The organism is Paenibacillus sp. MAHUQ-63 (assembly GCF_028765165.1).
Lineage (GTDB): Bacteria > Bacillota > Bacilli > Paenibacillales > NBRC-103111 > Paenibacillus_E.
The window spans coordinates 47,379-67,247 of sequence record NZ_JARADB010000010.1; the positions used below are offsets into that span (position 1 = coordinate 47,379).

General features: G+C 45.5%; 21 protein-coding genes and 3 pseudogenes. 17 read left to right on the plus strand and 7 right to left on the minus strand.

Annotated elements, in window-relative coordinates; genetic code table 11:
• The first annotated feature begins 116 nt into the window (after positions 1 to 116).
• The 9 genes and pseudogenes from PUT07_RS32085 (at position 117) to PUT07_RS32125 (ending at position 7,366) form a co-directional block, all read left to right on the plus strand.
• Complete coding sequence (locus PUT07_RS32085; protein WP_274472865.1) at positions 117 to 581, plus strand: hypothetical protein; 465 nt, start codon at positions 117 to 119, stop codon at positions 579 to 581.
• 422 nt (positions 582 to 1,003) lie between these two features.
• Entirely contained in the window at positions 1,004 to 1,186 is a 183-nt protein-coding gene (locus PUT07_RS32090; RefSeq protein WP_274472866.1) for a hypothetical protein, read from the plus strand.
• Between the two features lie 251 nt (positions 1,187 to 1,437).
• Positions 1,438 to 1,842, plus strand: a complete 405-nt coding sequence (locus PUT07_RS32095; protein ID WP_274472867.1) for an NUDIX hydrolase — start codon at positions 1,438 to 1,440, stop codon at positions 1,840 to 1,842.
• 180 nt (positions 1,843 to 2,022) lie between these two features.
• Positions 2,023 to 2,505, plus strand: a complete 483-nt coding sequence (locus PUT07_RS32100) for an iron-containing alcohol dehydrogenase (RefSeq protein ID WP_274472868.1) — start codon at positions 2,023 to 2,025, stop codon at positions 2,503 to 2,505.
• Positions 2,506 to 2,688: 183 nt separating this feature from the next.
• A complete protein-coding gene (locus PUT07_RS32105; protein ID WP_310193869.1) occupies positions 2,689 to 3,909 on the plus strand; it encodes an MFS transporter in 1,221 nt (406 codons plus the stop codon).
• Positions 3,910 to 4,406: 497 nt separating this feature from the next.
• Positions 4,407 to 5,381 (plus strand): HD domain-containing protein, encoded by a 975-nt coding sequence (locus PUT07_RS32110; protein WP_274472869.1) that lies wholly within the window; start codon positions 4,407 to 4,409, stop codon positions 5,379 to 5,381.
• Positions 5,382 to 5,441: 60 nt separating this feature from the next.
• Positions 5,442 to 5,855, plus strand: a pseudogene (locus PUT07_RS32115) (transposase); the annotation flags it as partial.
• A 153-nt stretch (positions 5,856 to 6,008) separates the two neighbouring features.
• Positions 6,009 to 6,320, plus strand: a complete 312-nt coding sequence (locus PUT07_RS32120; protein WP_274472870.1) for a hypothetical protein — start codon at positions 6,009 to 6,011, stop codon at positions 6,318 to 6,320.
• A gap of 554 nt (positions 6,321 to 6,874) precedes the next feature.
• Positions 6,875 to 7,366 carry a GNAT family N-acetyltransferase gene (locus tag PUT07_RS32125; protein ID WP_274472871.1) on the plus strand — a complete coding sequence of 164 codons (492 nt, stop codon included), beginning with the start codon at positions 6,875 to 6,877 and terminating at the stop codon, positions 7,364 to 7,366.
• Positions 7,367 to 7,600: 234 nt separating this feature from the next.
• Here the strand turns inward: PUT07_RS32125 and PUT07_RS32130 are convergent, their stop codons facing one another.
• The 3 genes from PUT07_RS32130 to PUT07_RS32140 are packed head-to-tail and all read right to left on the minus strand — an operon-like array spanning position 7,601 to position 10,287.
• Positions 7,601 to 8,467, minus strand: a complete 867-nt coding sequence (locus tag PUT07_RS32130; protein ID WP_274472872.1) for an SDR family NAD(P)-dependent oxidoreductase — start codon at positions 8,465 to 8,467, stop codon at positions 7,601 to 7,603.
• 48 nt (positions 8,468 to 8,515) lie between these two features.
• Complete coding sequence (locus PUT07_RS32135; protein ID WP_274472873.1) at positions 8,516 to 9,505, minus strand: NADP-dependent oxidoreductase; 990 nt, start codon at positions 9,503 to 9,505, stop codon at positions 8,516 to 8,518.
• Positions 9,506 to 9,528: 23 nt separating this feature from the next.
• Entirely contained in the window at positions 9,529 to 10,287 is a 759-nt protein-coding gene (locus tag PUT07_RS32140; protein WP_274472874.1) for an SDR family oxidoreductase, read from the minus strand.
• A gap of 191 nt (positions 10,288 to 10,478) precedes the next feature.
• Here PUT07_RS32140 and PUT07_RS32145 point away from each other — a divergent pair, with 191 nt between their 5' ends.
• Positions 10,479 to 11,117, plus strand: coding sequence for a TetR/AcrR family transcriptional regulator (locus tag PUT07_RS32145; RefSeq protein ID WP_274472875.1), 639 nt, complete (start codon positions 10,479 to 10,481; stop codon positions 11,115 to 11,117).
• 91 nt (positions 11,118 to 11,208) lie between these two features.
• Here the strand turns inward: PUT07_RS32145 and PUT07_RS32150 are convergent.
• Both PUT07_RS32150 and PUT07_RS35500 read right to left on the minus strand, forming a co-directional pair.
• Positions 11,209 to 11,713: pseudogene (locus PUT07_RS32150) on the minus strand (SDR family oxidoreductase); the annotation flags it as partial.
• 65 nt (positions 11,714 to 11,778) lie between these two features.
• Entirely contained in the window at positions 11,779 to 12,336 is a 558-nt protein-coding gene (locus tag PUT07_RS35500; protein WP_338000790.1) for a Dabb family protein, read from the minus strand.
• 124 nt (positions 12,337 to 12,460) lie between these two features.
• Here PUT07_RS35500 and PUT07_RS32165 point away from each other — a divergent pair, with 124 nt between their 5' ends.
• Positions 12,461 to 13,339, plus strand: a complete 879-nt coding sequence (locus PUT07_RS32165) for a helix-turn-helix transcriptional regulator (protein WP_274472876.1) — start codon at positions 12,461 to 12,463, stop codon at positions 13,337 to 13,339.
• A gap of 66 nt (positions 13,340 to 13,405) precedes the next feature.
• On the opposite strand, the gene PUT07_RS35710 is transcribed toward PUT07_RS32165, so the two are convergent.
• The gene (locus PUT07_RS35710) at positions 13,406 to 13,633 is read right to left on the minus strand and encodes an MmyB family transcriptional regulator (RefSeq protein WP_310193893.1); all 228 of its coding nucleotides are present in this window, start codon (positions 13,631 to 13,633) and stop codon (positions 13,406 to 13,408) included.
• A gap of 140 nt (positions 13,634 to 13,773) precedes the next feature.
• On the opposite strand from PUT07_RS35710, the gene PUT07_RS32170 reads away from it, so the two are divergent.
• The 6 genes and pseudogenes from PUT07_RS32170 to PUT07_RS32195 all read left to right on the plus strand — a co-directional run bounded on the left by PUT07_RS32170 (position 13,774) and on the right by PUT07_RS32195 (position 19,281).
• Complete coding sequence (locus PUT07_RS32170) at positions 13,774 to 14,700, plus strand: helix-turn-helix transcriptional regulator (RefSeq protein ID WP_274472877.1); 927 nt, start codon at positions 13,774 to 13,776, stop codon at positions 14,698 to 14,700.
• Positions 14,701 to 14,776: 76 nt separating this feature from the next.
• Positions 14,777 to 15,577 (plus strand): SDR family oxidoreductase, encoded by an 801-nt coding sequence (locus PUT07_RS32175; protein ID WP_274472878.1) that lies wholly within the window; start codon positions 14,777 to 14,779, stop codon positions 15,575 to 15,577.
• A gap of 258 nt (positions 15,578 to 15,835) precedes the next feature.
• Positions 15,836 to 16,174, plus strand: a complete 339-nt coding sequence (locus PUT07_RS32180; RefSeq protein ID WP_274472879.1) for an ArsR/SmtB family transcription factor — start codon at positions 15,836 to 15,838, stop codon at positions 16,172 to 16,174.
• A gap of 80 nt (positions 16,175 to 16,254) precedes the next feature.
• Positions 16,255 to 17,256 (plus strand): NADP-dependent oxidoreductase, encoded by a 1,002-nt coding sequence (locus PUT07_RS32185; RefSeq protein ID WP_274472880.1) that lies wholly within the window; start codon positions 16,255 to 16,257, stop codon positions 17,254 to 17,256.
• A 566-nt stretch (positions 17,257 to 17,822) separates the two neighbouring features.
• Positions 17,823 to 18,779 carry a sigma-70 family RNA polymerase sigma factor gene (locus tag PUT07_RS32190; RefSeq protein ID WP_274472881.1) on the plus strand — a complete coding sequence of 319 codons (957 nt, stop codon included), beginning with the start codon at positions 17,823 to 17,825 and terminating at the stop codon, positions 18,777 to 18,779.
• A 76-nt stretch (positions 18,780 to 18,855) separates the two neighbouring features.
• Positions 18,856 to 19,281 (plus strand): annotated as a pseudogene (locus PUT07_RS32195) (SRPBCC family protein).
• A gap of 79 nt (positions 19,282 to 19,360) precedes the next feature.
• Here the strand turns inward: PUT07_RS32195 and PUT07_RS32200 are convergent.
• A complete protein-coding gene (locus PUT07_RS32200; RefSeq protein WP_274472882.1) occupies positions 19,361 to 19,777 on the minus strand; it encodes a VOC family protein in 417 nt (138 codons plus the stop codon).
• Positions 19,778 to 19,869: the final 92 nt, after the last annotated feature.

Consider the following 19,869-nt stretch of genomic DNA (forward strand, 5'->3'; position numbering starts at 1 on the left):
GAGAGATCCCGCGACAGGCAGCTGTCCCTTGTTTCATTGAAGTAACGGGCAGGATTGCGTGGCGTATGCTCCGAATTACTGATGAGGGAAAATTCCATACTTAAGCGGAGGGCGTTATGAAGTTTGAATATGAACTAACAGGTATTGGTTGGGCTGATGGTTGCATTGAAATCAACTCATCTACCGTTCACTTCGCGGCAAGCTATATAACGGACGCTCTTTATGACATGTTGAAAGCCGTAAATTCACTTGTTCCAGAAGTAAGTCCATTTCCTGTCTCAATGGCGCAGTTTGAATGGAACGAGGAGCCCGGTGGAACTGTGTGGACATTAAGCAAGATTAATGTTAATTCCTTACGTGTACAAATTAAGTCTTATGAAGATTTAAGGAACAAGAAAAATCAAGTTATTGAACTGGATGAAACCTGTTCAATTCATGAGTTTATTAGAACAATAGCTCAAACATTGGATATGTTATTGAGGAAATATGGACGGGAAGGTTACAAAGAAAAGTGGGTTAATTTTGACTTTCCAATGGATAATTATCTTAAATTAAAAGGTTTCACAGCAAAAAAGGATTAAGCTAACGGAGAACGTTAGTTCAACAAGTCTTATGATTTGTAATTCTATTTAATTTGTCAGAAGTACTTCAAAACTAATTTGTTATTCAAACAATTCACCTTAAAATCCATTTCAAAACTTTATTTGTCATTTTATTTTTCGTGGAAAAGCCAGCAAACCCTTGTGGTTGCTGGCTTTCTCTAGTTCAAAACCAATTTGTCATCCAACAGTTGTTGACGGGTGACAAATAAGTTTTGAAGTAGACAATAAAGTTATGAAGTGACAAATAAAGTTGGATATTTCCAAGTTGGATTACTTTGCAATTGGCTCGCTTGATATCTGGAGCGGGACGAAACGTGAGCCATTGTTAATGCACCAGAAGTGGTGGTCTATAAACATGACGTCAAATACCCATATTGCCAAGAATAGGGAGTACGAACACAATGGGCGACTTTGAAAACGGTCAAAATGTATTGATTGATTACGGTTCATTTCAAAAAGTAGCGACTTATTTAGCCTCAGACAACGGCAATAATGTATTTGTCGATACAAGTGGAAAGTTTGTTTTAACAGATCGCTATTTAATGAAAGGCTCTGTAAGCATAACAGCAATTGAAGAAGATTAAGAACTCCGTTGTCACTAAAAGATAAATCATGCTTCAACGGCTATAAGAAATTTTGGCCACTTAAGTGATGGTTTGCGTGAAGTCGAAGGACCATATGGGTTTATTAGTCACGCGTGTGGGAGGAGGTGAAGGGATTAAATTAACGGGCAGCATAGCGTGGAAGAAAATTGTTTACAGGAATATCCGGACATTATGTACTTTAATACATAAAAGCGTTTAAGTAATAAAGTGTGATTTAGGAGGCGCATCTGATGAAATTCATCGTTTCAGCGAGTGTAATTGTACTCAATGAAAATAACGAAATTCTATTAATGCGAGGTCGTCGTGGATGGGAGATGCCACAAGGATGTGTCGAAGAAGGGGAAACTATTCGGGAAGCCGCTGTCCGTGAAGTGAAAGAAGAAACAGGAATCGAAGTTGAATTAATTAATTTCTGTGGATTGTATCAGAACATAACTCGGGGGGTATGTAATAACATTTTTACAGGTAAACCAGTTGACGGTTCATTAACAACAAGTATTGAGAGTGATGAGGTAGGTTACTTTTCATTGGAAGAGGCAAGGAAAATGATAACTTGGGGTAATTTCATGGACAGAGTAGATATGGCGTTAAACAATCAAACTCATCCTTTTCTCGTTGAATTTCGAGAATCATAAAAAGAAATGTACTCATCTTAAATTCATCATTAAAGAAACGGCGAACGATAGCTTCATAGTAAAGGTCAGGCAATGCTCTGCCTGCGGAGGTGAATCTGCAATGCGGATTTTTCACAATCTTCTATACGGCCTGAATCGGGTAGTTCTAAACAACATTCACAGTAGGGGAGAAGAGTAACTATGGATGGCGTACATTTTGTTCTGGGGTCACCGAATGGCTATATTCAAGAACCGGGAATCGTTCGAAAAGCGGGAGAGTGGATCGCCAAGTACGGCAAATCCATTTTATTCAGCGGAATGGTCGGCGGACTCGGGGAGGATAACTGCCGCTCTGCAGCGGCCCATGCCATTCATAACGGATTGACGGTCATCCCGGAGACACACGAAGCTTATCATGGAGAAAAAGTGGCATATGGAATTCTCGTTCAGGTCGTACTTGAAGATCGCCCGAAGCAGGAGATTAAGGAGCTTTGTGATTTTTACAGATCGATCGGGCTGCCGCTTAAGCTAAATGAGCTTGGTATCCATCGCGAATTATCACAGGAAGAATTGAATGAAATTTCGAGAATTTCCCTTCTGCCAGAAAGCACAACGGGGAATATGAACTTTCCTGTTACTTCAGACATGATCATTCGCGCTATTCGTACAGTAGAGAGTTTTTAGATGCAAAGGGTCCACATCATCCCATTTGAAAAAAAGCTTGAGAAATCAGGCCTTTTTTTGGGGGAATGGCTTCGCGCGCCTGTATCCATTACTACATTTTATCATCCTACAAAAACGTTTTATGAGGAGCTCTCCTTAATAATGGTATGATGGTAGGCAAACGGAAGAAAAGGGAGTGCTTCTTTGATCGACAATTCTTGGAAACGTAATCTTTTCGTACTGTGGGTAGGGACTTTTCTCGTTAGTATGGCCTATACGGTATCCATACCGTTTATGTCAATATTTTTGCAGGATGATCTAGGTGTACGAAGCCATCTGGAGCTATGGACAGGTGTCGTATTCGCCATTACGTTTTTAGCCGCGGCACTGATCGCTCCGTTCTGGGGCTCCATGGCCGATAAGTATGGCAGGAAGCCTATGATGCTTCGCGCAGGGATTTGTCTGTCGATCGCGTATTTTCTATATTTCATCGTCCAAAATCCTTATGAGCTTATCCTTGTAAGAATTATGGAAGGTTTACTTGCGGGATACATTCCGTCCGCCATCGCCGTGGTAGCCACCAATACGCCGGAGAAACATGTTGGTTATGCTCTTGGCATCATCTCCACTTCCAGCGCAGCTGCTTCCGTATTAGGACCGCTTGTGGGAGGGGTTGTAAGTCACCTGATCGGCACACGTGAAACTTTTTTAATGGCCGGCGTGATGGTACTGATCGCCTTTATCATTGCATGGGTTTGGGTCAAGGAGCCTTCCTTTATTAAATCCGAAGCGAAGCGGTCCGCAGTGCTTAACGACCTGAAGGATGCGGCGGCCAATCGGACGCTCGTTTCCGCGCTGTTCATTGTCTTCATTACATCAACGTCGATCATGATTGTGGAGCCGCTGCTTACGATCTATGTGCTTGAGCTGGGCTCCAGCCAGTCGTCCGCATCGCTTTATGCAGGTATTATTTTCTCTGCGGTAGGCATCGCTACATTGATCGCAGCGCCGCGTTGGGGCAAGCTCGGAAGTAAGTGGGGCTACGAGAAGGTGCTGTTCATCGGGCTCATCGGCGGTGGGATCGGAAATTTACTGCAATTATGGTTTCATGATCTGATCGGATTCGGTGCTTTGCGGTTTGTATACGGCCTCTTTTTCGCTGGCGTATTTCCGGCGCTTAATGCCTTTATCGCTATCCATACGGAACCTGGCTTTCGCAGTCGCGCGTTCAGTCTGAATCAATCGGCCAATCAACTAGGCCTGCTGATGGGTCCGCTAATTGGAGGCTTTCTCGCAACGCAATTGTCCATTCCCGTCGTGTTCGTTATCAACGGCAGTCTGTTATTGCTGGTGGCTGTTCTGCTTAAGCTTCCGAAGTTTGCTTTCCAGCCCAGTCCATCCGCATTCAAGGAAATGTCGAAATAAGCTTATTTAGAAAAAATAGCAGGAGTATCTTTTTAGGTGAGCCACTATTCTCACGAGAAATCTTTGGAATGGACAGTTGTTGATTTTATCATCGATTCTCTCCAGCGTCTTTTCAAGCTCCTTCATTTGATCGATAACTTTCCCGCGATACGTTTCTATAAATCCTCGTCTTGCTGTTATTGTAGAGACTTCACTATTTTGCAACGCGACAAACTGCTGCATCTCCTGAATAGGCATCCCCATCGCTCAGTTTATAAATGAGGTCGATTGGCTAGACATCTCAGAAGAGATGTCCATGACCTCCTCTTTTCACATGCGTATTACAGAATGCAAGACTATTGACTCAGCTTCATTAATATGTATAATAAAAATGTACAATTTATGGAATCAACAAACTGTTAAACTGTGGTTATCCCACTCTCATTATTGATGAGCCGGTTTTCGTATCTCTTGCAGATATGAACCGGCTCTTTATTTTTTGCCAAAGGAGAATTCAAATGTATCTTTTCGATCAGATCAATGAATACTTTGATCCTTTCTATCAGATCCAAATTCAGGTGTTTCCATGGGAGATGGAGCTGATCCAGACTTCTGCTGTTCGAAGGCTGAAGTTTTTATCCCATTACGGAACAGGCTCGTTCATCACATCCGCTAAGCATAGCAGATTTGAACATACGATTGGAGTCTGGACAATTGTTTCTACTTTCTTCCCGAAGGATGAGGAGTTGCGCATTGCCTCCCTACTTCATGACATTGGGCATCTGCCTTTCTCACACGCGGTAGAAAATACGCTTGGTTTTAACCACCATACAATTACAGAAGAAAGGATCTATGGGAATGAAGTCTCAACTATATTGAAAAAGTATGGATTTTCACCCGATCGCATCATTGAAATCTTAAATATTGATTCTCCGCTCTCACATAAAACACCGTTTTTAAGCGCGGATCATTTGGACAGCTTTTTACGTGATTCATACATGCTTGGGAGGGCATCAATCCATCCGGCTTCTATTTTGAAGCGCATCCGTTTTAATGGTAATTTTGTTGAGGCGGATCTAGCTACTAGCAAAAGTATTCTGAGCGCGATTCATTACGATCATATTACTTTTCTTCACCCGCTTACGTTAGCATTGGATGCGCTTTTGTCTAAAGCAATCGCGATCTTCGCTAAAAATCAACGAGTGGGTTTACAATTTATTGTTCCTCTGACCAATAACGAATTACTTGATCTTCTACTGAGTTCCGGGATCGAAGAGGTCCGGAAAATAATGTCAATAATAATGTGGTATCCTGAGAAAGTAGTCATTCATTCCGGGGATTTTGAAGGTGCCGAGAAGGTTGAGGTACGGAAGGTGTATGATAAGACGCCTCTCGTTGACGGGAAAGCGCTTATCTCAATCTGTCAAGAGAGCCGAGAGCTGATAGATAATATTTGTTCTTTGAAAAAGTGTTATTATTATTCTTACTCGTAACAAATACGACAGAATTAGCAAAGCTCGAACTTAAGCTGCTGTTAACACAGTACGAGTTGCATTAAAGGTATTGGTCGGGTTAGCATAGCTGGATTTCTGGCTGAAGTTGGCGACATTGAGCGTTACCGGCATCCTAATCAAATCATAAAGCTAGCGGGCTTGAACTTAAAAGAAAATACGTCCGGTAAACACAAGGGACAGACAAAGATCACCAAGCGTGGTCGTAAGCGGCTACGAGCACTACTATTTCGCGTCATCATGCCACTGGTGGCTAAGAACCGAGCATTTAAGGCCTTACATCAGTACTACACCAAACGGTCAGATAATCCCTTGACAAAGATGCAGTCGCGCATTGCGCTATGCAATAAGCTGATTCGAGTTCTCTTTGGTGTCCTAAAAAAGGGTCATCGGTGTTGTGAAGAAAAGATGTTGCAGGATATCCCCCAATTCACGGCAGTGTCGTTAGCGGCTTAGATTCAATGTTTTCATAGAAGTCGAAATATTAGAAGGGATAGACAATTGAAGCACATCAATAGACCATTGCACTGGGAGACTATAGTTCAATCAAGAAATGAAGGCAGCAAGAGCGACGTATAGGATAATGCACAGGGTCTAGGAGTGATGAACATGTCTGTACCTGATGTAGAAGCGAAAATAACTTTTTTAAAGAATGGCGTAAGAACAAGACCTGTCTTCACAGGGTACCGTCCTAACCATCTGGTTACTGACAATTATCTAACTTCTGGAGCACACCATCATTATGAAAAAGACAAAGTTGAAATGGGTGAGACTGTATTAGGAACGATTACCTTCATTTCTCCAGAAGCTTATCCGAATACTTTGTGGATTGGTAAAATAATAAATATTCAAGAAGGGTCTAGAATTGTAGGCCATGCCGAGAGTACAAAGGTTTTCAATTTACAATTGTTAAAAAATTGACAGCAGTAGAACCGGATGATTAACCTAACGGGAGAACGATAGTTGAATAAGCAACCAGGTTGAAGCTGCCGATCTGATCGGCAGCTTTATTACGTTAACTGGCAGGAATATGCAACTTTCTCTTTTGTTATAATGTCTAATATTATGTAGAAAAAACAAGGAAGTCGGTGGTGGGAAATATGCGTAGGACCTTGAATTTTAAATTAATTTTGCCAAGCATCCAAATCATTCTCACTATTATTTCTGTACTAATAGATCAAAGTTTCAACCATGGGCGTGGCGAGGGTGTTAATCAAGTAACAGCCAATTATGTAAGCAATATCGAATTTTTCATTAAGTTCTTACTTGGATACGATGATATCGTCAATTACAATTTCAGATTAATCACAGTATTATTGGCTATTGGCTTTTGGTATTTAGTCGGCTTTGCGGTTAATAAATCGATAAAACATTTCAGATAAAAACTATATTAGTCGTTCAACTAACGAATACGATAGCAATAACTAGGGGTTATAATTTGGGTTTGAACTTTACAACGAAAGGATGAATTCTCTGTGGATCTCCAGGTGAAAAATATTTCGGATAACCAAGTAGCGGATTTTTGTTCAATTCTAAAAGAAGTAGTTATGTGGCTGCATACTCAAGGTCAAGGTATGTGGAGTCTTGAACAGGTATCCAGGGAAAAAATATTAAGTGAGTATTCGATTGAAGAAATGTTTCTGGGTTACATGGAGGATGTTCCTGTATCAACAATGATTCTACAGGAAGAAGATGATGTATTTTGGCCATCAGTGGTTAAAAATGAGTCGCTTTTTCTACACAAGCTTAGTGTACGACGTCAGTTTGCCAATTTTGGATTGGCTAGGGATATGGTCAAGTGGGCAAAACAAGAGGCACAGAATCGGAATAAAAGATACCTCCGATTGGATTGTGCAGCTGATAGACCTAAGTTGTGCTCATTTTATGAGTCCATTGGTTTTAGTAAGGTAAGGGAACAAGTGTTGTTTAGAAAGTATCCAACAGCCTTTTATGAAATAGAAGTTTGATTATCATCTAGGCATTGAACTATGTCGGATTCGAGCGCGTGCTGAAGCTACATCGGAATTTGATCACCATGCATGCCTATAACGTCGCCAATCCGGAAAAGTTAAGACATCAATAGATTCACTACTTTAATGCTCGAAGGGAGCTGCCCCCGTCAGCTCCCTTGCGTGAAAAGACAGATGCGTAAAGGGATCTGAGAGCCCGAATAGGCGCTTTAAGCAGCGTTCTTCTGGACCTCAGCCAAGAAGAACACTTCCGTCAAGAAACTCGTGGCTATATATGTCCGAAATTCTGTCCAGTACACGCTGCGCATGTTCTACAAATTTCAAGTCCGCAATCCGACTTTTTAACAAAAATACGCCACTCTCATTGCGGTGTTTGCCGAGGGCCCCCTCATATAATTGATCGGCGCCGTGGGTAGGCGGAGAGGAAAGAACCTTAAAAAGCAGTTCAAACCATACGGGCATTCCCGAGTCTTTTCCTTTTCTTAGAGTATTGTTTAGTCCCGGGTCAACGCTGCGGATCTTGATGCCTTCCTTGGCAAGTTGCGGCGCCACGGCTTGTGTCCACAACGATAGCGCCATCTTTGAGGCCGCATAAGGGCCGACCATTTTACGGAAAATTTTGGGATGCTCTAAGTTTTCGATTGAGAACTCCTTCGTAAATCTAAGCACCTGTGATGAAGTGTTAATAACCGTTTTTAATCGACCGTTTGTCAACAGTTCCTTCAATTCCATCAGAATGATGTAAGGAACGACCGTCAATAATTCATAATGCTTTTCGCGGCCTTGTTTCGAATAGCTCAGCTCACTTAAGCCACCTCCGGCGTTGTTGAACAAAATATCGATCTGCCGCTCCTTTCCTTTGATCTCTTCCAAAGAGCGTCTCAAGCTGTCATAATCGGCGAGATCCGTCACTTTATAGGCTCGAAGCGATCCGTTCTTGAGGGCATTTCGAATGAACGTATCGTCCGCCGGAAAATCGGAACGGTTCAAAGTAATCACCTGCCAGCCCTGCGACAGAAATTTCCGGGCTAATGCCAATCCGATCCCCTGGCTTGCGCCTGTAATCAGTGCGATATGTTCTCGTTGGTTCGTATTCAATGGATGTCCCCCCTTCATATTTCAAAACTCTCCGCTTATTTGAGCACATCAGTCAGCGGCGGGCAGGAGAATCAGTTTGCCGTGGGCACGCTTGCTCTGACTGATCTCCAGGGCTGTACGCCAGTCGTCGAGTGAGAAAGTCCGGGCGACCGGGATCGTGAACTTGCCCTCTGCGGTATACTGGGCAAAGTCGCCGACAACGTCATAACGCAGGGTGTGTACTTCTCCGTAGCTGGCGCGAACGCCAAGTTCGGCGGCCGCGGCAAAATCGCTGACGGTTAGGACGCGCTGGGGAAGCCCATTGACGATATGAATCAGATCTTTCATGGCTCCCCCGATCGGTGCGGCATCCAGGACGAGGTCAACAGGCTGCTTCGCCAGTTCTGCTACTCGCTCAACTAATCCATCACCGTACGAGGTCACCATCGCTCCCATGGCGCGGAGTTGGTCGGCGTAGGTGGAACCAGCGGTTGCGACCACATGAGCGCCGCGCATAAGGGCAATCTGGACGGCGGCGAAGCCTACGGTTGTGCCGGCTCCGTGAACGAGTACGGTCTGGCCCGACCTCACCCCGAGAGTATCAATCCCCCGGTAGGCGGTTTCGACCGCCATTGGCAGCGCTGCAGCCTGTACAAAGTCGAGTCCGGCCGGCATGCGGAACCAGTAGTACATAATCGCTCGGTCGGACGCGCCGGCGCTCGATCCGTCCATGAAATCTGCGGCACCAAGGACGGCATCGCCAATGGCGACATTGGTTACGCCTTCTCCAACTGCGTCTACAATCCCCGACACGTCCAGTCCAATACCGCGAGGAACCGGCAGTTGACTGGCAAAGTGTCCTCGGCACATCGCCCAGTCAACCGGATTTAACCCGCAAGCGCGTACGCTCACGCGAATGCGTCCCGGTCCTGGTTCTGGGATCGCCGCCTCCTCCAAATGTAAGACATCGGTCGGCTCGCCGTAGTCGCGGAAGCGGATCGTCCGCATGGTAACAGGGTTAGATGCCTGATTCTTCACATCTTTGCTCAAATTGTCCATTGCGATGTTCCCTCCATTCCTGCTCAGATCTGGGAGCCGCCTCCGTCAACAGGAAACTCAGCCCCAGTGGTATAGGTGGCGTCAAAGGCTAGGAAGGCTACGACTTTGGCGACCTCGACTGGATCGCCCAAACGCAACATCGGGATCTGCTGCGTCATCTGTGCCTTTGTCTGTTGGGCAGCTTCTATCGGCATTGACTTCTCCAAAATACCTGTATCAATGACGCCAGGACTGACTGCGTTGACGCGAATATTTCGAGATAATAACTCGCGTGCCAGACTTCGAGTCATGGAGCGCAGCGCAGCTTTACTAGCTGCGTACGCACTGAGCATGGGGAGACCCACTACGTTCACGATTGACGTAGTAAGGACTACCCCGCTTCCTGCGCTCAGGAGCGGAACGAGTTTTTGTACGGTAAAGTACGGCCCTTTGGCGTTGATTGTATGTATCTCGTCGTATGCTTCTTCGGTCGTTGACTCGAAAGAAGCAAAGCCCGTGACACCTGCGTTAACGAACAGGGCGTCTATTGTTCCAAATTCAGCCTTCACTCGATCGGCTAACGCGTCGATATCCTTCAATGAGGCGGCATCGCTCAAGAACGAGATTGCGTTGTAGCCGAGTTGTTGTCGAGCCGCGTCAAGCGTCGCCTGAGTACGTCCAGTAATCAGAACGCGTGCTCCTTCATCCACTAGCAACTTCGCTGTCGCGAGGCCGATTCCGCTGCTACCTCCCGTGATCACGACGTTCTTGCCGGAGAATTTGCCTTTGCCGATTGGTTCCATTTGAATCGTCCTCCCTTTGTATAATCCGCAATCGGATGATTAGGTACAGGAACGATTATACAACAATCAATTAACAAAATAAACTACTTTAATTAAATTAGTTAATTTAATTCATTTGATTATGGGTGTAAATAAAAGGCGGTAAATTTGTTATAATGTGTTTGACACGTATCAAAGGGAGGCACTAATTTGTGAGAAAAGCCGCGAGTGTGGAGACATATGTCGAAAAAATAAAACCCGTTATAAGAAGAACAAAATTCAGCCAACTGAAAGTCGACGATCTCGCAAAATATATGGATATCAGCAAAGTGACACTATATAAGCATTTTGCCTCCAAAGATGACATCATCGAACAAGTTGTAAATTACTACATTGATTACTCGAAGCAAGCCGACACCGTGGTCAAAGATGATTCCGTCTCTTTTTTGGATCGGTTTCAAATCACATTTGTACAATCTTTGATGTGTGCCGCGTATATCTCCGATTTGTTCTTGCAAGATCTGAAGGAATTTTATCCGCACCATTTGGAGAATCTGTCTTTTGCCCTGCAAAGTCGGAATAAAAGCTTACAAACATTTTTTGAATCCGGAATGGAGCAACAGATTTTCAACAGATTGAATGCCGTGTTGTCTATGGTTCAAGATGACGCTGTGCTGCGACGCTTTATCGAGCCATCATTTTCGATTCAGTATGATATCACCTTGAAACAAGCAATTATGGATTTCTACCACATGAAGAAGTATCAACTGCTAAAACCTGAATATCTGAACCGAATAGACGACTCCGATATGGAAAGAAAAATCGTTCATATTCTGCAAACAATCTCATAAGCGAATCGCCTGAGCATGTCGAAGCGGGGAATGAGGGTTAGATCCATTGTGAAAAACAAATAGCCCCTACAGCGTTTAGCAGTGAAAGGGGCTAAAAAACTCTCCTGCACGTTAAAAAACCGCCATTAACACGTAGTGTTTGACCCGTTACCCACTGCGATTCTTCGCTCGCAAGAAAGAGGATCACGCCTGCAATGTCTTCGGTCTCCCCGAGACGGTCGAATGCGTTCATGTTAGCAAGCCCCTCGGGTGTTTTGCCAACCGTGAACAGCTCGGTATTGACAGGACCTGGCGCTACGACATTAATCGTGATAAGTCTCTTTCCAAGCTCTTTGGCCAAGTGGCGCGTGAATTGTTCGACGGCTCCTTTAGAGCCGGCGTACAGACTGTAAGCCGGAAACATCTGACCGGTCGCCGAAGTGGAGAAGTTGATGATGCGGCCATTGGGATTTAGAATGCTTGGCCGCAAGCTGGCATGAAAAGTAGATCCCTTTGACATTAATCGCAAACAACTGGTCGTAATCCGCTTCCTTTACATCGCCAATAGGTTTTGTGACGACGATCCCCGCATTATTCACTACAATATCTACTTTGCCGGCAAGCTTCTTATCCATTTCCGCGAATCCCCTTTCTAATGTGGTTTAGAGGTTAAAGGGGAACATCAGGCAAACGGGTAATCCACAACGGCGACCCCTTCGACAAATGGGCCGATGGATTGCAATAAATTTTGATGCAGGGGGTGCTGAACATAATTCCGGCAAGCCTGCTGATCCTCAAAAGTAACTCGGATCCCCAGCGTAAAACCTTGTGCGTGGTCGATTTCCTCCGTCATGTTAATCCCGGCACTAAGATCGACGATTCCCGGAATTTTCCCCTTAAAGTCATGCGCACGCATGACCGCCCTTTCTTTCACTTCAATAGAAACATCGGGCTTGAATTTCAATAGTACGATATGCTCAAACATCTTACTCCCTCCAAGGTTCCTGAATATTGTTCGCTTTGCAACTGCTTCAATCGGGACTACGAGATCTAGGTACTTTATCGTAGGTTCGTCCGTTCGATCCCCCTTCTCATTAAGCTTCTCATGAACCAGGCCGATGTACGCTTCATTCCCCGGCAACAGCTGCGAGGAGATGCCGGACGAGAACAGAATGTCGCGCAGATGGACTTGCTCTTTAATTGATCCCAACAATCCCATGGAAGATCCTACTTTATCCATTCTTGCTATTCTCCCTAAGGAAGACATAGACTAGTGTATATGGGATTAACGAGGCTAGGGAGAGATCTGGTTATCGTAGGATTGCGAATCCTATTTACATGAATAGAAAGGAGGCATGGAGGTCATGGCGAACAGATTGGACCGTTATGAGGAATTGTCTCGTTTTTTGCGTTCACGCCGTGAACGAATGACCCCCAAGCAAGCAGGATTGCCGGGGTCCGGACGAAGACGAACGCCCGGGCTTCGCCGCAGCGAAGTCGCTCTGCTGGCAGACGTGGGATTGGATTGGTACACCTACTTGGAACAAGGGCGTCATATCAACGTATCCGCCGAGGTTCTTGATCGAATAGCGGAAGTGCTTCGACTAGAAGAATCGGAACGCAGGCATCTGTATCATCTTGCCCGTAAGGAATTTCCCTTGATCAATACGCAGCAACCCTCTAAGGTAACGACGGAACTTCAACGTTTTTTGGATAGCCAAAACCTGTCCCCTTCGAATGTCATGGATGCGCGAATGAACATCATTGCCTGGAATGAAGCTTACTGCGCATTGAATGGGGATCTCGCGGCTATTTCGGATAGGGAAAGGAATTTTGTCTGGATGACGTTTACTTCTCCCCGTTTCCGCTACGTTAAAGGAGAACAATGGGAACTGCATGCGCGACGGATCGTAGCTAATTTCCATGCTGGTTATGGGCGTCACGGTGACGATCTATGGTGGTCCGAGCAATTTGAGGCGCTGTCGCAAGTTAGCAGGGAGTTTCGGGAATTTTGGGATTCCCAGGAGGTTCTCGATGCCATCGATGCTCCCAAGACGCTGCATTGTCCGAATCTTGGGAAATTGAATTTTGATCTTGTATCGTTTCAGTATTTGAACGATGCAAACTTGACCGTTTCTATCCACGTTCCCCATCAAGACGGCACGGTAGAAAAAATGCAGCGGTTGTTAGGTGACTATCGGAGCCAGCATTCAGGGCTGCTTGAATCTTCTCAAAGAGTTTAGTATGAGACAACCGAAACTTAGGTAGACAGAATCAAGGCACCCAAGGGGGTGCCTTTTGATTTCTTTCTATAAGTGGGTAAAATACTTTTCCAGCTTAGACCTTGTTGCTGTGAGAGGCATGTAAATCATCACTCTCATATCAGGATCATTGGGGATTTGCAGGGTAATATGATCAAACTCCAAATGTCCCATGTCAGGATGCACCACTTCTTTAAATCCTTCAAGAGAAAGGATAGTGACAAAAAACGTGAGGTGGATGGAAGCATAGCGAATATGATTGAATCCTTGAACCATTTCGGTATTGTTAATGACGAAGGACCAACAACATTGAAATATGAGTCAGGGGAGTATGGACCGACAGGTGGTTAGTTGAGCTTAACCTGACATATTATTGTCAAGTTTTAACGGATATACTGAAACCTAGAGGTGAGCGGATGCAAATCAGCAGATTATTTCAAGTGGTTTATATGTTATTGGAAAATGGCACCGTTACGGCAAAAGAGCTGGCCGAGCGATTCGAGGTATCTGTCAGAACGATCTATAGAGACGTCGAGGCCTTAAGCCAGGCTGGAATTCCAATCTATACCAGCCAAGGAAAAGGTGGCGGCATTTCCCTTTCCGACAGGTTTGTCCTGAACAAATCTTTGCTTTCCGACAAGGAGCAGGATGAGATCCTTTTTGCCTTGCAAAGCTTGTCCGCGGCCCAATTCCCTGATTCCGGCGAGGTTTTCTCGAAACTGAGCAGCCTGTTTAGGAAAAACAGCACCAACTGGATTGAAGTGGATTTCTCCTCTTGGGGGAGCGGGCAAAGACAAAAAGAGCTATATGCATTGCTGAAACAGGCCATTCTGGAGCATAAAGTGATTTCGTTTACCTACTTGAGTGCGACTGGAGAACATAAAAGCCGGAGAGCCGCGCCAGTGAAACTGCTTTTTAAGGACAGAGCCTGGTATGTAGAAACCTACTGCTTCGAACAAAACGCTTTAAGAACCTTCAAGATTACCAGGATGTCGAATGTTCGGCTTTCAGACGGGGACGGGATTGAGCTTCTTGAGCTTCAGCAGGGCTGGCCATCCGGGACTTCTCCTGCAGAAGATTCGGTTAAAAAACCTCTGAGGATCCCTCTGGTATTAAGAATAGAATCGGCTGGAGCCTATCGCATCGTGGATGAGTTTAAGGAAGAGGACATTTTGAAACAGGAAGACGGGTCTTTCCTGGTCACTTCAGATATGCCTCCCGGCGAATGGCTTTATCATTATCTTCTTTCCTTTGGACATTTACTGGAAGTCATTGAGCCGGAGACTGTCAGGCTGGAAATGAAAAACCGCACGACCAAAATGGCCGAAAAATATTTGAGATAACTGGACATGCTGCTGTCAGGTTCTGTTGATTAAACTAACCTTGTACCCAACATTCGAAGGAGGAATCAGCAAAACGATGGAAAACAGCCCGTACTTATTGGATATGAGCAAAGAATTTGCAGGTAAACGAGCCCTGGTGACCGGCGGAACCCGGGGGATCGGCAGGGCGATCGTCCAACGGTTGCATGCAGCAGGAGCTGAAGTTATAGCTACGGCAAGATCATTGCCCGAAGCATTGCCAGAGGGGGTAGGGTTCATTCAGGCCGATGTCGGACTTCCGGAAGGCGTGGATCATATCATTCAGGAAACGTTTCATAAATTCGGCGGTCTGGATATTTTGATTAACAATGTGGGAGGTTCCTCAACTAGCACGGCAGGGGCGTTAGCTTTAACAGATGAGGATTGGCACACGACGTTTAACGCCAACCTGTATTCATCCGTCCGCCTGGACCGTGGATTTCTGCCTTACATGGTTGGGCAGCAAAGCGGAGTAATTGTCCATATATCTTCGATCCAGCGCAAGCTGCCGGGCAACATGACGATGCCTTATTCAGCCGCCAAAGCTGCGCTCGTTAACTACAGTAAAAACCTGGCGACCCAGTTTGGCCCTGAGGGAATAAGAATCAACGCATTGGCGCCGGGATTTACCGAAACGGAAGCAGCGGAACGGTTGATCGAGAGAATGGCTGAACAAGCGGGAACCGACTATTTAGCCGCACGCCAGCAATTAATGAACGAGCTTGGCGGCATTCCTCTCGGCCGGCCGGCCAAACCTGAGGAGGTTGCCGAGCTTGCCGCCTTTCTGGCATCAAGCAGAGCTTCTTCTATTACGGGTTGTGAGTATGTCATTGACGGCGGAACCATCCGCACCGTTTAACGCTTCCAATAAACCCGATCCGGATAGCTATTGGGGAACGGTAGTTGAATAGCTTTTATGAAAAAAGTGCTTCAAAACTTATTTGTCACCCGACAGTTATTGTTGGATGACAAATATGTTTGAAGTGGACAATAACGTTTTGAAATGACAAACAAGTAACCTCCCAAAATTCCCCTCGTCCTTTAGCTTGATTATGTGAAGGATATAGCTATAATTACGTTTAAGGGATTAAACGAATGAACTAAAGAGGTGGATTGAATGAGCCAACAAACCGAGCATGTTCTACAACAATTTAAAGATTGTATCCCATTATTGGAAGTGCTGACGGATGAAAACCGTCAAGCCATTATTATACTGTTGGCGGAGAACAAATTAGGACTTAATGTTAATACAATATCAGGCCATATGAATTTATCTAGACCGGCTGTATCCCATCATTTAAAGGTGCTGAAACAGTCTGGTTACATTAAAGCCGAAAAAAAGGGCGTAGAAAACTATTATGTATTGACCGTCCGCAAACCGCTTGAACAACTCAAATCCTTGATTTCTGCCGTTGAACACGCATGCAATTGGTCCAATGATTACCCTAAGACTTGAAGGGAATACTTTAGGGAGAAACTTATAATGCACAATTGGTCCATTTGTTTAAACTAATAATCACAAAGGAATGATTTGAAATGAAGGCCATGATCATTGAGAAATACGGGGAAAACGTTCCATTAGTATTGTCTGAACAACCACTGCCTGCTATCGGGGAACATGATGTTCTGGTGGAAATTCATGCAGCAAGCTTAAATCCAATTGATTTTAAGATTAAGGAAGGGAAAATGAAATTCCTGTTGAATTACAGGTTTCCTCTAATCTTAGGAAATGATTTTTCCGGTGTTGTAGTCAAAGTCGGTGATCGGGTGAATACGTTTAAACCCGGAGACGAAGTTTACGGAAGACCCCGCAAAAACCGAATCGGAACATTAGCCGAATATATTGCTGTTCATGAAGAAGACATTTGGCTGAAGCCGCAGAATCTAACCTTTGAAGAGGCAGCATCGATACCGCTGATTGGCCTTACGACTTACCAAGCTTTTGTTGATATACTAAACCTTCAAAAAGGCCAAAAAATCTTGATTCACGCAGGTTCGGGAGGCGTAGGAACCTTCGCCATCCAACTGGCCAAGCTGTTAGGCGCTTTTGTTGCCACAACAGCGAGCGAAAAAGGCTATGAATTGGTCAAATCGTTGGGGGCCGATCTAATTATTAATTATAAAAAAGAGAATTTTGAAGAAATTCTTACCGGATATGATGCTGTTTTTGATACTTTAGGTGGAGAGGCCTTAGAAAAATCATTCCGCATACTGAAGCCTGGCGGACAAATCGTATCCATCTCCGGAATGCCAAACGGCAGATTTGGAAAAGAGGCGAATTTGGGTTGGGTGAAAACAACAATTTTGTCCATCGCGAGCCGTAAGATCAAGGCCCTAGAGAAGAAGAGCCAAACGAGATATCATTTTCTTTTCATGAAACCGAGCGGAGAACAATTGAGAGTTTTAAAGGGATTTATTGAAGGAGGTCTCATTAAGCCGATTATTGACAAGGTGTACCATTTGAATGATGCCGGTCAAGCATTTAATTACCTTGAGTCCGGAAGGGCTAAAGGAAAGGTAGTCATTCGAATAAAGTAATTTCGGAAAAAACAATGTGCTTTATTTTGTGGAGATTAAGGGGGGATTATGCAAGAACAATCTCATTTGAAAAGCTTTAGTTCACAGTAAGAAATGATTGTTTCATTTCGCTGACCAACTAAGTGATTGGCACAAAGTGCCTGCTTATATTACTTTTTAAGTGAGCACAATATATATGCAATAAGCCTGAGAACGAAATTTCCCACCAAACAGGCTGATTTTTTTTGCTAATTTGAACAAAATAGAAAGGTGGTAAACTTAATGTCCGATAAAACTAAAACGAAGATAACCAAATCTCAGCGAACCGTAGATAAGGAACTGAAATCCCGAACTCGAAAATCGCCTGACCAGTCCGCACAAAATAATACACACGATCAACCAGGTGATGCTTAGAGTGAATGAATGAGTATACGCGGGATAAATTATTTGTGAATATAATTTCATGAAAAAGCCAGCAGACCCTCGAGTTTGCTGGCTTATTATATTTAAGTTCGGATTGAGGCCGTCCGCTTCATTGCATATAATGAAGGTACCACCCTTCGGGGAGATCGTTAAGGGAGGCTGCGATGAACGAGACCGCATTTGACGAACCATTATTTACAAGCTTGAAGCCGGGCTTAACCTCGTTCTGTTACCGAATGCTAGGCTCCATGGACGATGCGGACGATGCCGTTCAGGAAACGAGTATTCGGGTCTGGCAGAGCTGGAGCACGTTCAGACAGGATTCCTCGTTCAAAACTTGGGTCTATCGGATTGCTTCCAACCTGTGCTTGGACAAGCTGAGACAATCCAAACGCCGCGCGCTTCCCGTTGACCTGTTCGACCCGGCCGTCGCCATCGTCGAGCCGCGCAACACGCTGCCGGACTCTGCCTGGATTTGGCCGTCTCCCGACTTTGGGGGCAATCCGGAGGATCGGCTCGTCCGCAGAGAAACCCTTCAACTGTGCTTCATCGCTCTCCTGCAGACCTTGCCTCCGCGGCAGCGAGCGGTACTCATTTTGAAAGATGTATTTGAATGGTCCTCCAAGCAGATCGCGGAAACGTTGGCGATGTCGCCGGCAGCGGTGAACAGCGCCTTGCAAAGAGCACGGGAGACGATGGACCGGGCGCAGCTTCGCTCGGATGAGCTCAGCAGCATGGACGTTCAACCGGAGCAGCAGCTGCTGTCCAGGTATGTGGAGGCCTTCGAGCAATTCGATATTGCTGCGCTCGTCGCGTTGTTCCACGAGGAAGGCAGCATGTCGATGCCGCCCTTCGAGATGTGGATCCGCGGCAAGGAAGATTTGGCCGCCTTCTATTCGCTTACTCGCTGGCATTGCGAGGGTTCGCGATTTGTGCCCATTACGGTGAATGGAGGTTATCCGGCGTTGGCCCAGTATATGCCGGGCAAAGAGGGCTCTGGCCTGGTACCCTGGGGCATCCACGTCATCGAAACCAAAGAAAATCAAATCCTGCACGTTCAAAACTTCATTCATACGCCATTATTTTCGCGATTTGGGCTGCCTGAGCGAATTGACCGATGAATTTCGTCATTGGCTTACGTCTATATTATTGAGAATAACCAAACGACGAATATCATGAGAGAGGTGTCTATTCAAAATGGAAACGAGTCAACCGACGAAAGTAACCGTGCAAGCCGTCATTCAAGCCCCTGTCGAGAAGGTATGGCGCTATTGGACCGAGCCGGATCACATCACGAAGTGGAATCAAGCGTCCGAGGACTGACATGCGCCGCGAGCCGAAAACGATCTGCGGGTCGGCGGCAAGTTTCTGACACGGATGGAAGCGAAGGATGGCAGCATGGGCTTTGATTTTGGCGGCGTCTACGATGTCGTGAATCGGCATGAGGCGATCGGCTACACCATGGAGGACGGAAGAAGAGTGGATATTGCTTTCTTCGATCAAGGGGATGAGACGAAGGTCATTGAAACGTTCGACGCGGAAAGCTCCAATCCCGTCGAGTTCCAGCAAGCAGGCTGGCAAGCGATCATGGACAATTTCAAAGCCTATACCGAACAAAATTAATCATCGCGAAGAAGACGCCGGGGAAGATGCCCGGCGTCTTTCTTTTTGAACCCTAGTACGAGCGTGCTCTCCGTTAGCCTTAACCTTGCGCGGCATCCGTGTTCATGTAGTTAATGGCCCACAGATGGCCGTCCAAGTCCACGAAGCCCCAATGATACATGAACCCATGATCTTCAGGATCAGCGTGCAATTTCCCGCCCAAGGAGACCGCGGTATTCACGATTTCATCGACCTTTTCCCGGCTCTCGAAGGCCAAGGCGATCGTCATCTGCGCGTACTTGCTCGTATCGACGGATTCCTTCTCCGTGAGCGTATTAAAGAATGCTTGATTGATCAGCATGACCTGCAGGTTGTCGCCGATCACGATGGCTACCGAATTCTCGTTATCGGGGAATTGCGGGTTGAGCTCGAATCCGAGTCCGGTGAAGAACGCTTTCGATTGTTGTACGTTTTTTACAGGCAGGTTGAAGCTCGTGAATGCGGACGTTAATGCCATTTTCAAAACACCTCTTCGTCAAATTAGTTTGTGTTCATTTATGCCTTCGTTTATATAGACGACAGCTAATCCGGGAATTCATCGGTCTCATG

Coding starts and splice junctions, on each gene's coding strand:
- PUT07_RS32085 (WP_274472865.1), top strand. CDS start 117: ATGAAGTTTGAATATGAACTAACAGGTATTGGTTGGGCTGATGGTTGC.
- PUT07_RS32090 (WP_274472866.1), top strand. CDS start 1,004: ATGGGCGACTTTGAAAACGGTCAAAATGTATTGATTGATTACGGTTCA.
- PUT07_RS32095 (WP_274472867.1), top strand. CDS start 1,438: ATGAAATTCATCGTTTCAGCGAGTGTAATTGTACTCAATGAAAATAAC.
- PUT07_RS32100 (WP_274472868.1), top strand. CDS start 2,023: ATGGATGGCGTACATTTTGTTCTGGGGTCACCGAATGGCTATATTCAA.
- PUT07_RS32110 (WP_274472869.1), top strand. CDS start 4,407: ATGTATCTTTTCGATCAGATCAATGAATACTTTGATCCTTTCTATCAG.
- PUT07_RS32120 (WP_274472870.1), top strand. CDS start 6,009: ATGTCTGTACCTGATGTAGAAGCGAAAATAACTTTTTTAAAGAATGGC.
- PUT07_RS32135 (WP_274472873.1), bottom strand. CDS start 9,505: ATGGACAATTTGAGCAAAGATGTGAAGAATCAGGCATCTAACCCTGTT.
- PUT07_RS32140 (WP_274472874.1), bottom strand. CDS start 10,287: ATGGAACCAATCGGCAAAGGCAAATTCTCCGGCAAGAACGTCGTGATC.
- PUT07_RS35500 (WP_338000790.1), bottom strand. CDS start 12,336: ATGGATAAAGTAGGATCTTCCATGGGATTGTTGGGATCAATTAAAGAG.
- PUT07_RS32165 (WP_274472876.1), top strand. CDS start 12,461: ATGGCGAACAGATTGGACCGTTATGAGGAATTGTCTCGTTTTTTGCGT.
- PUT07_RS35710 (WP_310193893.1), bottom strand. CDS start 13,633: ATGGTTCAAGGATTCAATCATATTCGCTATGCTTCCATCCACCTCACG.
- PUT07_RS32170 (WP_274472877.1), top strand. CDS start 13,774: ATGCAAATCAGCAGATTATTTCAAGTGGTTTATATGTTATTGGAAAAT.
- PUT07_RS32175 (WP_274472878.1), top strand. CDS start 14,777: ATGGAAAACAGCCCGTACTTATTGGATATGAGCAAAGAATTTGCAGGT.
- PUT07_RS32180 (WP_274472879.1), top strand. CDS start 15,836: ATGAGCCAACAAACCGAGCATGTTCTACAACAATTTAAAGATTGTATC.
- PUT07_RS32185 (WP_274472880.1), top strand. CDS start 16,255: ATGAAGGCCATGATCATTGAGAAATACGGGGAAAACGTTCCATTAGTA.
- PUT07_RS32190 (WP_274472881.1), top strand. CDS start 17,823: ATGAACGAGACCGCATTTGACGAACCATTATTTACAAGCTTGAAGCCG.
- PUT07_RS32200 (WP_274472882.1), bottom strand. CDS start 19,777: ATGGCATTAACGTCCGCATTCACGAGCTTCAACCTGCCTGTAAAAAAC.